Origin of the sequence: Paraburkholderia sp. CI3, assembly GCF_050436505.1 — a bacterium.
Taxonomy (GTDB): Bacteria; Pseudomonadota; Gammaproteobacteria; order Burkholderiales; family Burkholderiaceae; genus Paraburkholderia; species Paraburkholderia tuberum.
In genome coordinates, this window is sequence record NZ_JBNDMI010000004.1 from 4,176,091 (window position 1) to 4,189,231 (window position 13,141).

Below are 13,141 nucleotides of genomic sequence, written 5' to 3' on the forward strand. Positions count from 1 at the left end.
GAAAACGAGTCGTTATTACGGACGGCGACAGCAGCCGCGCTTCGAGTGGGTGTTATTACCGGACCACGATCGGCAGTGTTTGGTTCACCGCACAGTGCGGCAAAACGCGGGTTGGAAAATTGTCAAATCCATGCATACAATCAAATTTCATGCCGATGTCCGGCGACCTGCCGGACTGCGAATCGGCCTTGCTCATGGCGGTTGCAGACGCCGTTTCCGAGGACGAAAGCCATGCTGAACCCTTCGAAATCCGATTGCATCACGATTCTCTCGGCCGCCAGCCAGCTTGCCGGCGACTCCATGTTGCCACTCGATCATGGCCGGCTCGGCCTGAGCCGCAACGGCATGCTGGCTGCCGCCTCCTTCCTGGTCGAGCGGGCCTGCTTCCGGCGCTATCAGCAGGATGCCGATCATTATGCGGTCGGCGCGCTGTCGTTGCAGGGGCGCCTGCGGCTCGAACAGCTGGCGAACGGTTGAGCGGTAGCGCCGAGCGTTCGTAGCGCAGGTTCCTGGCGTATCCGCGCCGGCCATTCGCCGCATCCCTTCGTACCGCGCCTTCGCATTTCCTATCCGTATCTTCACGCCGCGTCGCGTCAGGTCGATCGTTCGCGTGGCGCGGGCGGTCGCGCGCGTCCATCTTGCGCGCGATGCCCGCTTCCCGCATATGTCACGGCGTGACATTTGCCGCGCTCTCACATGGGCGAGTGGCGCTGGCACCCAGCGAACCTTCCCTTCGTGCGAAACCACCTCGATACCGGACGCAAATCTCACGCCCGGCGTCGCGGCGCCTGTCGCTCACAGATGCGACGAGCCCACGCCGAAGATCCCGATGATGCCGATGATGATCAGGTAAAGCGCGACGATGTAGTTCAACAGGCGCGGCATGATCAGGATCAGGATGCCTGCGATCAACGAAACGAGCGGGCCCAGGCTGAGAGTGACGTTCATGGAGACTCCGTGGTTGAGACGCGTGATGCGCGATTGAGAAAACGATTGAAAAACGTCCCGCCGCGCGGGACCCAAGCCGCTGGCGCAGACCGTGCCGCAGCGGTGGATTCACTGCATGATCCGACCTGACGCTCTTATACTGACTTCGACAACAACAACGTGGAACGACGCTCGATTCGCGGCGCGGCAGACCAGACACCGTTACAACCGCTCGTACCCCGGCTCATACGCGAGCCCGTACCAGACAACCGATGTCGAGGAGGTCTCATGCTTCACAGTCGCCGTGCCGTCGGGCGTATTGCCGTGCGCCCAGTTCCGACTTCCGCTTTTACTTCTGTTCTTGCCAGTGTTGCCTTTCAGGGTTCCCGTCCGCGTGGCGCTGACCGCGCCGCTCCATCTGCCGCGGATTGCACGGCGGAAAGCACCGCCCGGCGCGCAACGCGGCCAGTGCCGTTGCAGGCCGCCCGTTCGATAATAAGAGGTTTCGCGCTCATGGTTTCGATTGTTGCTTCGCACACGTATGCGCAAGATTCTGGCCCGGTCCCCGCGGACGGCGTCTATACGATGCTGGTCGGTACTTACACCAGCGGCAAGAGCGAGGGCATCTACGTCTTTCGCTTCGATACGAAGACGGGCGCGGCGACCCGGGTGTCGGTCGCGCAGACGGTCAATCCGTCGTTTCTGGTCGTGAGCCGCGACCGCCGCTTCGTCTATTCGGTCAACGAACTGCCCGGTGACAACGGCCCGGCCACGCAGCGCGGCGGGATCAGCGCGTTCGGCTTCGATGCCGCGCGCGGGCAGCTGACGTTTCTGAACAAGGTGTCGTCGGACGGCAATGATCCGTGCTATCTCAGCATCTCGGCGGACGGCAAGTATCTTCTGAGCGCGAACTATTCGGTCGCGCCCGATCCGGGCGGCAGTTTCGCGGTGTTTCCGCTGCAGGCGAACGGCCAGGTCGGCACCTCGGTGCAGACCGTGCATCACGAGGGCGGCGGTCCGGTGAAAGGGCGCCAGGACAACTCGCACGTGCATTCGACCGTGTTCTCGCCTGACGGCCGCTATCTGTTCGCGCAGGACCTCGGCGCCGACAAGCTGTACTCGTATCGCTACGCGCCGCAGAGCAGCGCCGGCGCGGGTCCATTCATCGCGACGGAGTGGGGCTACACGCAGCAGAAGGCCGGCACGGGTCCGCGCCATCTGATCTTTGGCGCGGACGGCAAGCACGCGTATCTGACGAGCGAACTCGCGGCGACCGTCAGCACGTTCGACTACCACGACGGCAGGCTGAAGCTCGTGCAGACGCTGCCATTGAGCGAGCCTGACTTCAAGGGGAAGGTGGGCGCGGCGGCGATCCATATGTCGCCGGACGGACGCTTCGTGTATGCGTCCAATCGCGGCGACGCGAACGAGATCGTGATCTTCTCGGTCGATCCCGCCACTGGACACCTGAAGCAGATCGGCCGGCAGTCGAGCCTCGGCAAATCGCCGCGCGAGTTCACCATCGATCCGACCGGCAACTGGCTGATCGTCGGCAATCAGCTGAGCGACACGGTCTATGTGTTCAAGCGCGATCCGCAGACGGGGCTGCTCGATCCGAATCCGAAGCAGCATTTCGATCTCGGCTCGCCGGTCGACTTCAAGCTGGTATCACCGTCGTGACGCGCGGCACGCGCGGGTAAAGGAAAAACGGACAGCTCACATCGTGAGGCTGTCCGTTTTTTCTTCCGGATCATCGCCGACCCGGTTAGCGATTCACCGGGCGCTCATTCCGCCGGCCCCGGCGCCAGCACTTCGCGGCTGCCGTTGATGCTCATCGCCGACACGAGGCCGGCTGTCTCCATCTGCTCGACGAGCCGCGCCGCGCGGTTATAGCCGATGCGCAACTGCCGCTGCACCGACGAGATCGACGCGCGCCGCGTGCGTACGACGAACGCGACCGCTTCGTCGTACAGCGGATCGGCTTCCGCATCCGGCGCTTCGCCGAACAGGTCCTGGGCCGCGCCGCCATCGGCGGCCGGGCCGTCGAGAATGCCTTCCTCGTATTGTGGCTCGCCGAACTGCTTCAGATATTCGACGATCGCATGCACTTCCTCGTCGGCGACGAACGCGCCGTGCACGCGCTGAGGGTAGCCGGTGCCCGGCGGCAGGAACAGCATGTCGCCCTGGCCGAGCAGCGACTCGGCGCCCATCTGGTCGAGAATCGTGCGCGAGTCGATCTTCGACGACACCTGGAACGCGACGCGCGTCGGAATGTTCGCCTTGATGAGACCGGTGATGACGTCGACGGACGGCCGCTGCGTCGCGAGGATCAGGTGGATGCCGGCCGCACGCGCCTTCTGCGCGAGCCGCGCGATCAGCTCCTCGATCTTCTTGCCGGCGACCATCATCAGGTCGGCGAGCTCGTCGATGACGACGACGATCAGCGGCAGCGGCGCCAGCGGCTCGGGCGCATCGGGCGTCAGCGAGAACGGGTTGCCGAGCTTCTTGCCCTTCGCCTCGGTGTCGCGGATCTTCTGGTTGAAGCCGGCGAGATTGCGCACGCCGACGGCCGACATCAGCCGGTAGCGCTTTTCCATTTCGCCGACGCACCAGTTCAGCGCATTGGCCGCGAGCTTCATGTCGGTGACGACCGGCGCGAGCAGATGCGGAATCCCTTCGTAAACCGAAAGTTCGAGCATCTTCGGGTCGATCATGATCAGGCGCACTTCCTCTGGCGTCGCCTTGAACAGCAGCGAGCAGATCATCGCGTTGATCGCGACCGATTTGCCCGAGCCGGTCGTGCCGGCCACCAGCATGTGCGGCGCCTTCGCGAGATCGGCGACGACGGGATGGCCGGTGATGTCCTTGCCCATCGCAAGCGTGAGTCGCGAGTGCGAGTTCTGGTAGACGCTCGCCTCGAGAATTTCCGAGAGGCGGATCGTTTGGCGCTTCGCGTTCGGCAGTTCGAGGCCCATGCAGGTCTTGCCCGGAATCGTTTCGACCACGCGAATCGACGTGAGACCGAGACCGCGCGACAGGTCCTTCATCAGACCGACAATCTGGCTGCCGCGCACGCCGAGCGCCGGTTCGACTTCGAAGCGTGTGATGACCGGACCCGCCGATGCGCCGACCACCATCACCGGCACCTTGAATTCCTGCAGGCGCTGCTCGATCAGCAGGCCGGTTTCGCGGAGCTTTTCATCCGGGATCGGTTCGATGTCGGCATCGGCGGGGGCGAGCAGATCGAGCGTCGGCAGTTCGACCATCGATGCGGCGGGCGCGTGGAACTCGAAGCCGTTGACCGGCGCGTGGCCGCGCAGCGGCGGGCGGCCGGCGGGCTCGGTAGTGGGTTGGTCGGCGGATTGGGCCTGCGGTTGCGGTGTTAGCGCGGGTAAAGACGACGGAGCGGGCGACGGAGCGGACGACGGTTCGGCGGCCGGCGTGTTCGCGACAGGCGTTGCGCTTGCGCCGACCGAAGGCTCGATGCTGGTCGCCGGCGCGGCGAAGCCCGGGAAACGGACTACGTTCGAGACGACGGCCGGTGCGGTTGCCGGCATAGCGAGGTTCGCCGCACTCGTCGAAGTCGACGACGGCGAGTCGTTTGCGGGGGTGTTCGCGGGCTCGTTCGCGGGCTCGTTCGCGGGCTCGTTCACAGCGGGCAGGGCAGGGGCGTGCGACGTCGCGGGCTCACCTGACTGCGCACTTTCGCTCGCGAGTTCCGAGACTGTCGCGCCGGACCACGGCGGCACGCTTGCGCTCGACGGCGCGGCGGCCTCCGTCTGCGGCGAGTCCGCTGACGCGGCCGCGCGTTGAGCCGCGGCGGGGCCGAGCTTGCTCTCCCAAGGCACGAGCGTCTCGTGGATAACGATTTCGGCTGCCGGAGCCAGCGCTTGCGGAGGCGTCGCGGTGTCGGCGGTGGCCGGTTCGACGGTTCGCGCGGATTCCTCCCTCTGCGATGCCGGGACGCTGGTGCTTGTCGCTGTCTGCGTCGAATCGTTTTGGACCGCCGGTGCGTCTTCTTGCGAAGCATCGTCCCGTAGGCTGGCTGCGAAGCGCTCGAATGGCGTCGCCGTCGGCGACTCATGTTGCGGCGCGCTTGCGGCGGGTTCGGTGGCGGCAGGCTCAGCCACAGCGGATGCCGATGGCTCGACAACCGCGGATTCGACAGCCGCAGCAGCCACGGCGGCCACCGACTCGATTGCAGTCGTCGTCTGCGGCGCAGCCGTAAGCGGCGCATGAATGACGGGCGGTTCGGTCGGCCATTGCGCAACCGCTTCGTTGCCGCCCTCGACCGACGTCTCGGACTCGGCCACCGCACGCTCAGCCGGCAACTCGACCGATGCGGTTTCTTGCTGCGACTGCGCCGGCGACACCATCCGCGCCGAACTCTCCACGCTCTGCGCCTGCGGCGCCGCAACCGTCTCGCCGTTTTCGACAGGTAGCACGTCCCGCTGCGTTGGTGGCACATCGAACGTCGTCGACGCACGCTCTGCATCGTCAATCTTCGCGCTATCGGCGCCACGGCTGCGCGCCAGGCTCACGCCGGCCATGTCGGTCCAGCGCGCGGCGTTTTCCGCGATGCTGCGCAGCGTTTCCTCGACGCTCGCGGGCGGCGCGACCGTCGACGCGTTCGTCATCGTTCGCGTGAAGTTCGGTGTAGGCCGGCGCACGGTCGACGGCGAGGTCGCGCCGTTGGCGCGCGAAGCGGCCGGGAACGGTTGACGCGGCGTCGCGCCGCGATTGAGCGGTGCGCTGCCGTCGGCCGGACGTGACAGCGACGACGGGCGGCTTGCGCGGCCCGCGGCATTCACCGATCCCGCTGTGATGCCGATACCGGCGCCCGACGCGGCGGCGCGGCCCGCCATTGCCTGTGCCGCTCGCGCCGACACGCCGGCCGCGTTGGCGGCCGTCGCCGCCAACGCGGCACTGGAGCCGAACGACGCGGCCGCACGCTGATCTCCGACCGAGCGCCGCCCGACCTGCGCAGCGCCATCACGAGCCGACATGCCCGATGCGGCCGATGCACCCGCCGCACCCAGCGATGCCGCCGCCGTCGCCGCGCGCGGCTCCGTGGTGCGCAGCCAGCCGGCCGGCGCGACCGGCTCGGTCGGCACGAATGGTGCGGCGGATCTGTCCGCAGCCTTGTCCGCATGCAGCGCCTGCGTTGCCGTCGACGTTGCCGGTCGCGGCGACGCGCTCGACCCCGTGCGTAACACCGGCTCGGTCTGCTTGACCGGCCCGCGCGCCGCATCGGCTCGCCAGCTTGCGCCGGCGCCACGGGCGGAAGCGTCCTTGCTACCCGCGATGCCAGCCGCCGCGGTGCCGGCAGCAGCTGCGGAGCCCGCGCCGCGCCCGCTCGCGGGCGGATGCCATACCGTCGGCCGCGCGTAGCGACCCTTGCTATTGCGCGGCGCCATCGTGTTGGTAGCAGGCGACACATGCGACGGCGCGCCGTCGTCGACGTTGCGGTGGCGGCGCGCATCCTCGTCGCGCTTCGCGAGTCCCCGCGACAGACCGAGGCCGAACGCGCCGTCGGCCCAAACGGCGACGTCGCTCCAGCGGAAGTCGACGAGCCACGGCAGGCTGATCACGAGCAGCGCGAGCGCCGCGAGCGGCGTGCCGATATGGCCGAGCAGATGTCCAAGCCCCGCGGCAAGCGGATGACCGAAACCATTGATGCCGGCGATGCCGATCAGCGAGCCCTCGAGCGTGCAACTCGCGATCAGCACGCAGACGAAGCCGAGCCACAGCCGGATCGTGCCGGGGCCGCGCAGACCCGCGCCGCCCGGCAGCATCGACTTCACGAGGCGCCACAAAAGAGGAATGAGCCAGACGGCCGACCCGCCGAACCAGCCGAAAACTACCGTGTGCATACCAGACATCTACGAATGACGGAGCGCGCGAGAAGCGCAATCCGTCGAGTTTAAACGGCGCAGCGCGCGGCTTCGAAGGCCGGCGCGAATCCCGAACGCGGCGCAAACTCGCATCACTTGTCGCTGCGATCGAACATCAGGGTGTCGCCGTTGTCGAGGATCAGCTGCATCTGCTGCGGCGCTCGCATCTGCACGCCGGTGCGATCGATGCGCTCGAGCGCATCGAGGAACGGCTTCTCGATGTCGCCGCCCGGCGAGACGCACGCCATGCGTGTGCCGGCGAGGGAACCGAAGCTCAGCTTGCCGTCCTTCAGCATGTACGAACCCATGAAGCGGTTGCAGCCGGAAAAGCCGCTCGCGTGACGCCGGCCGCCTTCGGTCGACAACGTCAGCGTGAGCGGCTTCTGATCCTTCGACGGCACCGCGCGCGCCGTGCCGTCGGCGTTCTTCCACGAGCTCAGCACCCAACTGGTGTCGTCGAGCAGTTGCGCGGCGGCGGGATTGAACGGATCAGGCGGCGGCGCCGACGAGTCCGGATGCTTCGGGATCGCGCACGCACCGAGCAGCGCGACGATGCCCAACGCGGCGACGGCCGTGCGCAGGCACGGAATGATGCGCGCAAGAGGTCGCGGGCGGGAGCGGATGAGCATGGCGTCGTTCCTGTTCAAACTGGCGAAGGCGTAAGGGTAACGTACTAAGCTTGTCGTGCGCGAGCGATGCTCGCGGTGACGTGATCGCGGCTGCGAACGTCGACGCGGCGGCACGGTTCCGCTCGACCGCCACGGCCTCGCGAGCGCACCGAAAGCGCACCCTGAGCGCCGCGCGGCAAGGGGCCCGCATGTTAACATCGCGGTCTATCCAATCCCACCCTCATCCCGACTTTTATCTGGAGTTCCCATGCAGTTCGGCCAACGGATCGGCACGCCCCTTTCTGAATCCGCGACGCGCGTGATGCTGCTCGGCGCCGGCGAACTCGGCAAGGAAGTGATCATCGCGCTGCAACGGCTGGGCGTCGAAGTGATCGCCGTCGACCGTTACCCGAACGCGCCGGGCCATCAGGTCGCGCATCGCGCGCATGTGATCGACATGACCGACCGCGCCGCGCTGCGCGCGCTGGTCGAGCAGGAGCGCCCGCATCTGATCGTCCCCGAAATCGAGGCGATCGCCACCGACGAGCTCGCCGCGATCGAAACCGAGGCGCTCGCCGAGGTGATCCCGACCGCGCGTGCCACCCAACTGACGATGAACCGCGAAGGCATCCGCCGCCTCGCTGCCGAAGAGCTTGGTCTACCGACCTCGCCGTACGCATTCGCCGATTCGCTCGACGAGCTGCGCGCGGGCATCGCGAAGGTCGGCTATCCGTGCGTCGTGAAACCGGTGATGTCGTCGTCGGGCAAGGGGCAGTCGGTGCTGCGCAGCGACGCCGACGTCGAACCCGCCTGGCAGTACGCGATGGCGGGCGGCCGCGTGAATTTCGGGCGCGTGATCGTCGAGGGTTTCATCGACTTCGACTACGAAATCACGCAGCTCACCGTGCGCGCGATCGACCCGGCGAGCGGCGCGGTCGGCACGTATTTCTGCGATCCGATCGGCCATGTGCAGGTCGCGGGCGACTATGTCGAATCGTGGCAGCCGCAGCCGATGAGCCCGCTCGCGCTCGAGCGTTCGCGCGAGATCGCGCACAAGGTGACGGCGGCGCTCGGCGGCCGCGGCCTGTTTGGCGTGGAACTTTTCGTGCGCGGCGACGACGTATGGTTTTCGGAAGTCAGCCCGCGTCCGCACGACACGGGGCTCGTCACGCTGTGCTCGCAGCGCTTCTCGGAGTTCGAACTGCATGCGCGCGCGATCCTCGGCCTGCCGGTCGATACGTCGCTGCGTGCGGCGGGCGCGTCGGCGGTGATCTACGGCGGTCGTGACGAGGCCGGCATCGCGTTCGAAGGCGTCGCGGCCGCACTTGCGGTGCCCAATGCGGATCTGCGCCTGTTCGGAAAGCCGGAAAGCTTCGTCAAACGTCGCATGGGCGTCGCGCTCGCGACCGGCGAGAACATCGAGCAAGCGCGCTCGCGTGCCAGGCAGGCGGCGGCCGCGGTGCGGCCGGTGTCGGCGAAGTAACGGGCAGGCGGCGAGGCGCGGCGCAAAAGTGTGCGGGACGCACACGAAAGAGCCCACCGCATTCGTTTCTGGCTTATCGAAGCAAAGAGATCGGAGTAGAGGATCGTATGGCGCTTGAATCTCGCAGCAATCCATGGCGCGGCGCGCTTCGCCGGGTCGGCGCACTCGGCGTGGCGTTCGCGCTGTGCGCCGGCATCAGCGGCTGCGGGCTCGCGGCCGCGCCGTGCCGGATCGCTTCGGCGGGACTGAAGATCGTGCCGGTGGTCGGCCACGTCGCCGCTGCGCCGACCGATGCGTGTGCCGGCGTGATCGATCCTTGAAGCGTCGTTGAGCTGTCCGTGAATCGCCCATGAGCTGCCTGTGACTCGGCCGTGACTCGGCTGTGACCGGCGTCGCGGCCGGTGTTGCCTTCCCTGCCTGACCCCCGCAACAATCGAGGTGTTCGATGAAGACATGGCGTGTTGCAATCCTCACGGCGGCAGCATGGACGGTGGCCTGGCTGGCGGCATCTTCCGGCGGCGCATCGGCCGCGCCATTGCAGTTCAAGCACATCGAGGGCAAGAACCATCAGACGCGCAAATACACCTGCGCGACCGGCAAGATCCTGCAAGTCACCTACTGGAACGCGCAGAACGGCCAGAGCTTCGCCGTGCTGCCGGTGAAAGGCGCGTCGATGCTGTTCGTCATTACGATCTCGGCGTCCGGTGCAAAGTACCAGGCTGGCAGCTACACCTGGTGGACCAAGGGTCCCCGCGCCAATCTATATGACCTGATGAGCGGCGAGAACGCGCCGCCGATTCTCTCCGACTGCGTGACCGTGATTCGCTGATTTGCTGATCGGCGGACACGTGCACCGCATGCGGCGGCTTCATCCCCTACCGCCGCCGGCTTCTTCTCGCGCCTGGCTTCCTGTCCCCCGCGCCGCCTCGTGCGCTCGCGCGCATCGTTTCCGTTCGAGTAGTAAGCTGTCCGGCATGGCGTTCGCCATGCCGTTTGCCATGCCGCGCGCGCGGAGCGGTGTTTCGCGCGCAGCCGTCGTTGTCGTCTTCGATTGTCCGTTCCCCGAGTCATCAAGCGAGACCCTCAATGAAAGCATCGGACCTGTTCGTCAAATCGCTGGAAGCCGAAGGTGTCGAGTATGTGTTTGGCATCCCCGGTGAAGAAAATCTCGATCTGCTGGAGTCGCTGCGCCGCTCGAAAATCCGTCTGATCCTCACGCGCCACGAGCAGGCGGCCGGCTTCATGGCCGCCACCTACGGGCGGCTCACCGGCCGCACGGGAGTATGTCTGGCGACGCTCGGCCCCGGCGCGACCAACTTCGTGACCGCGGCCGCCTACGCGCAGCTGGGCGGGATGCCGATGCTGATGGTCACGGGCCAGAAGCCGATCAAGTCGAGCAAGCAGGGGCACTTCCAGATCGTCGACGTGGTGCGGATGATGGAGCCGCTCACCAAGTACACACGGCAGATCGTGTCGATCGGCAATATTCCGGCGACGGTGCGCGAGGCGGTGCGCCGCGCCGAGGAGGAACGCCCGGGCGCCACGCACCTCGAATTGCCCGAGGACGTTGCGCACGAGGAGGGCGACGGCAAGCCGATTCCGAAGAGCTACAGCCGCCGCCCGGTCGCCGAGGAGAAGGCGGTCGCGCGCGCTGTCGAGGCGATCACCGCCGCGAAGCATCCGCTGCTGATGATCGGCGCGGGCGGCAACCGCAAAACCACGACGAAGATGCTGCGTGAGTTCGTCGACCAGATCGGCATTCCGTTTTTCACCACGCAGATGGGCAAGGGCGTGATCGACGAATCGCATCCGATGTGGCTCGGCAACGCGACGCTCTCCGACGGCGACTTCGTGCACCGCGCGATCGAGCTCGCCGACTGCATCATCAACGTCGGTCACGACGTGATCGAAAAGCCGCCGTTTTTCATGCGCAGCGGCGAAGCGGGCGAGAAGACCGTGATCCACGTGAACTTCCTCGGCGCCGAAGTCGATCCGGTGTATTTCCCGCAGATCGAAGTGGTCGGCGATATCGCCAACGCGGTGTGGCAGCTCAAGGAAAGCCTGAAGACGCGTCAGGAGCATTGGGACTTCACACGCTTCAAGGAGATCAAGGAGCACTTCGAGGCGCATCTGGTGAAGGGCCAGCACGACGATCGCTTCCCGATGTACCCGGTGCGGATCGTCAACGACGTGTACGAGACCACGCCGGTCGACGGCATCGTGTGTCTGGATAACGGCATGTACAAGATCTGGTTCGCGCGCTACTACCGCGCGCACGAGCCGAATTCGCTGCTGCTCGACAACGCGTTGGCGTCGATGGGCGCGGGGCTGCCGTCGGCGGTCGCGAGCAAGATCGTGCATCCGGAGCGCAAGGTGATCGCCGTGTGCGGCGACGGCGGCTTCATGATGAATTCGCAGGAGCTCGAAACGGCGGTGCGGCTGAAGCTCGATCTGGTGATCCTGATTCTGCGCGACGACGCGTTCGGCATGATCCGCTGGAAGCAGGAGAACATGAACTTCCCGGACTACGGCATGACGCTTGCGAACCCGGATTTCGTCGCCTATGCGCAGAGTTATGGCGCGCAGGGGCATAGGATCGAGGCGGCCGAGCAGTTCGCGCCGCTGTTGCGCGAGTGCTTCGCGACGCCCGGCGTGCACGTGATCGACGTGCCGATCGACTATTCGGACAACGAGCGCGTGCTCAATCGCGAGATCAAGCGGCTGTCCGCGCGGCTTTGAGCCTCTGCATCGAATCTAGGAGAACGCGACATGTTGCAGACAACCTATCCGTACTACCTCGCCAACGAGCCGGTGGCCGCCAACACCGATCTCGAAGTCACCGACAAATTCAGCGGCGAAGTCGCCACGCGCGTCGCAATGGCCGACGCGGCCGCGATCGACAAGGCGATCGGCCTGGCGGTCGATGCGATGCCCGCCATGCGCGCCTACCCGCCGTTCAAACGCCAGGCGGTGCTCGAACATTGCGTCAAGCGCTTTCGCGAGCGCTACGATGAACTCGCGCTCGCGCTGTGCATCGAGGCGGGCAAGCCGATCAACGATTCGAAGGGCGAAGTCACGCGCCTGATCGATACGTTCAAGGTCGCCGCGGAGGAGAGCGTGCGGATCGACGGCGAGATCATCAATCTGCAGATTTCGCCGCGCGCGAACGGGTATCACGGCTATGTGAAGCGCGTGCCGATCGGGCCGTGCTCGTTCATCTCGCCGTTCAATTTTCCGTTGAACCTGACCGCGCACAAGGTCGCGCCGGCGATCGCGGCCGGCGTGCCGTTCGTGCTGAAACCGGCGAGCCGCACACCGGTCGGTGCGCTGATCATGGGCGAAATTCTCGCGGAAACCGATCTGCCGAAGGGCGCGTTCTCGATTTTGCCCGCGCATCGCGACGGCGCCGACCTGTTCACGACCGACGAGCGCTTCAAGCTGCTGTCGTTCACCGGGTCGCCCGCGGTCGGCTGGGAGTTGAAGCGCAAAGCCGGCAAGAAGAAGGTGATTCTGGAGCTGGGCGGCAACGCGGCGGCGATCGTCGACGCTGACCAGGGCGGCAAGCTCGACTACGTGGTCGACCGGCTCGCGTTCGGCGCGTTCTATCAATCGGGGCAGAGCTGCATCGGCGTGCAGCGGATTTTCGCGCACACGAGCGTCTACGACGCGCTGCGCGAGAAGCTGATCGCGAAGACGAAGTCGCTCGTGATGGGCGATCCGAAGAACGAAAAGACCTTCGTCGGGCCGATGATCTCCGAATCGGAAGCGAAGCGGCTCGCTGGCTGGATGGAGGGGGCGGTGCAGGCGGGCGCGCAGATCGTCGCGGGCGGCAAGGTCGACGGCGCGATGTTCGAGGCGACGCTGCTGGAAGGCGTGAAGCGCGACACCGATCTGTATCGCAAGGAGGCGTTCGGACCGGTTGCGATACTCGAGCGCTTCGACGATTTCGAGGCGGCGCTCGCGCAGGTCAACGACAGCGACTTCGGCCTGCAGGCCGGCGTGTTCACCGATTCACTCGCGCATGCGCATCGCGCGTGGGATGCGCTCGAAGTGGGCGGCGTCGTGATCAACGACGTGCCGTCGTTCCGCGTCGACAACATGCCGTATGGCGGCGTCAAGGATTCGGGGCTCGGGCGCGAGGGCGTGCGCTACGCGATCGAGGACATGACCGAGATGCGGCTGATGGTGATGCGCGAGACGTGGTGAGGGGCGATCTGACGTGAGCGGGG

10 protein-coding genes are annotated in these 13,141 nt (G+C 66.3%); 7 read left to right on the top strand and 3 right to left on the bottom strand.

Features of this window, described 5'->3' with window-relative positions:
- Positions 1 to 231: 231 nt before the first annotated feature.
- Positions 232 to 477: a hypothetical protein gene (locus OKW29_RS40655; protein ID WP_090803648.1), complete on the top strand. Its 246-nt coding sequence runs from the start codon at positions 232 to 234 to the stop codon at positions 475 to 477.
- Between the two features lie 318 nt (positions 478 to 795).
- Here OKW29_RS40655 and OKW29_RS40660 read toward each other — a convergent pair whose 3' ends face one another.
- Positions 796 to 948, bottom strand: coding sequence for a DUF3096 domain-containing protein (locus OKW29_RS40660; RefSeq protein ID WP_013088853.1), 153 nt, complete (start codon positions 946 to 948; stop codon positions 796 to 798).
- 267 nt (positions 949 to 1,215) lie between these two features.
- Between OKW29_RS40660 and OKW29_RS40665 the strand changes: the two genes are divergently transcribed.
- Positions 1,216 to 2,607 carry a lactonase family protein gene (locus OKW29_RS40665; protein ID WP_429294839.1) on the top strand — a complete coding sequence of 464 codons (1,392 nt, stop codon included), beginning with the start codon at positions 1,216 to 1,218 and terminating at the stop codon, positions 2,605 to 2,607.
- Positions 2,608 to 2,711: 104 nt separating this feature from the next.
- Here OKW29_RS40665 and OKW29_RS40670 read toward each other — a convergent pair whose 3' ends face one another.
- The gene (locus tag OKW29_RS40670; RefSeq protein ID WP_429294840.1) at positions 2,712 to 6,800 is read right to left on the bottom strand and encodes a DNA translocase FtsK; all 4,089 of its coding nucleotides are present in this window, start codon (positions 6,798 to 6,800) and stop codon (positions 2,712 to 2,714) included.
- 113 nt (positions 6,801 to 6,913) lie between these two features.
- The gene (locus OKW29_RS40675; RefSeq protein WP_429294841.1) at positions 6,914 to 7,450 is read right to left on the bottom strand and encodes an META domain-containing protein; all 537 of its coding nucleotides are present in this window, start codon (positions 7,448 to 7,450) and stop codon (positions 6,914 to 6,916) included.
- A 247-nt stretch (positions 7,451 to 7,697) separates the two neighbouring features.
- Between OKW29_RS40675 and purT the strand changes: the two genes are divergently transcribed.
- From purT to OKW29_RS40700, 5 genes are all read left to right on the top strand, one after another.
- On the top strand, positions 7,698 to 8,912 hold the full coding sequence (purT, locus tag OKW29_RS40680; RefSeq protein WP_429294842.1) for a formate-dependent phosphoribosylglycinamide formyltransferase: 1,215 nt from the start codon (positions 7,698 to 7,700) through the stop codon (positions 8,910 to 8,912).
- A 107-nt stretch (positions 8,913 to 9,019) separates the two neighbouring features.
- Entirely contained in the window at positions 9,020 to 9,232 is a 213-nt protein-coding gene (locus OKW29_RS40685; RefSeq protein ID WP_090803657.1) for a DUF6726 family protein, read from the top strand.
- A gap of 125 nt (positions 9,233 to 9,357) precedes the next feature.
- Positions 9,358 to 9,741, top strand: coding sequence for an MliC family protein (locus OKW29_RS40690; RefSeq protein WP_429294843.1), 384 nt, complete (start codon positions 9,358 to 9,360; stop codon positions 9,739 to 9,741).
- A 257-nt stretch (positions 9,742 to 9,998) separates the two neighbouring features.
- Positions 9,999 to 11,651 (top strand): acetolactate synthase large subunit, encoded by a 1,653-nt coding sequence (locus OKW29_RS40695; RefSeq protein ID WP_429294844.1) that lies wholly within the window; start codon positions 9,999 to 10,001, stop codon positions 11,649 to 11,651.
- Between the two features lie 30 nt (positions 11,652 to 11,681).
- A complete protein-coding gene (locus OKW29_RS40700) occupies positions 11,682 to 13,118 on the top strand; it encodes an aldehyde dehydrogenase family protein (RefSeq protein ID WP_429294845.1) in 1,437 nt (478 codons plus the stop codon).
- The last annotated feature ends 23 nt before the right edge of the window (positions 13,119 to 13,141 follow it).

Bases quoted from the DNA above. Each gene is read 5' to 3' on its own strand.
- OKW29_RS40670 (WP_429294840.1), bottom strand. From the start codon at position 6,800: ATGCACACGGTAGTTTTCGGCTGGTTCGGCGGGTCGGCCGTCTGGCTC.
- purT (WP_429294842.1), top strand. From the start codon at position 7,698: ATGCAGTTCGGCCAACGGATCGGCACGCCCCTTTCTGAATCCGCGACG.
- OKW29_RS40675 (WP_429294841.1), bottom strand. From the start codon at position 7,450: ATGCTCATCCGCTCCCGCCCGCGACCTCTTGCGCGCATCATTCCGTGC.
- OKW29_RS40665 (WP_429294839.1), top strand. From the start codon at position 1,216: ATGCTTCACAGTCGCCGTGCCGTCGGGCGTATTGCCGTGCGCCCAGTT.
- OKW29_RS40700 (WP_429294845.1), top strand. From the start codon at position 11,682: ATGTTGCAGACAACCTATCCGTACTACCTCGCCAACGAGCCGGTGGCC.
- OKW29_RS40660 (WP_013088853.1), bottom strand. From the start codon at position 948: ATGAACGTCACTCTCAGCCTGGGCCCGCTCGTTTCGTTGATCGCAGGC.
- OKW29_RS40690 (WP_429294843.1), top strand. From the start codon at position 9,358: ATGAAGACATGGCGTGTTGCAATCCTCACGGCGGCAGCATGGACGGTG.
- OKW29_RS40685 (WP_090803657.1), top strand. From the start codon at position 9,020: ATGGCGCTTGAATCTCGCAGCAATCCATGGCGCGGCGCGCTTCGCCGG.
- OKW29_RS40695 (WP_429294844.1), top strand. From the start codon at position 9,999: ATGAAAGCATCGGACCTGTTCGTCAAATCGCTGGAAGCCGAAGGTGTC.
- OKW29_RS40655 (WP_090803648.1), top strand. From the start codon at position 232: ATGCTGAACCCTTCGAAATCCGATTGCATCACGATTCTCTCGGCCGCC.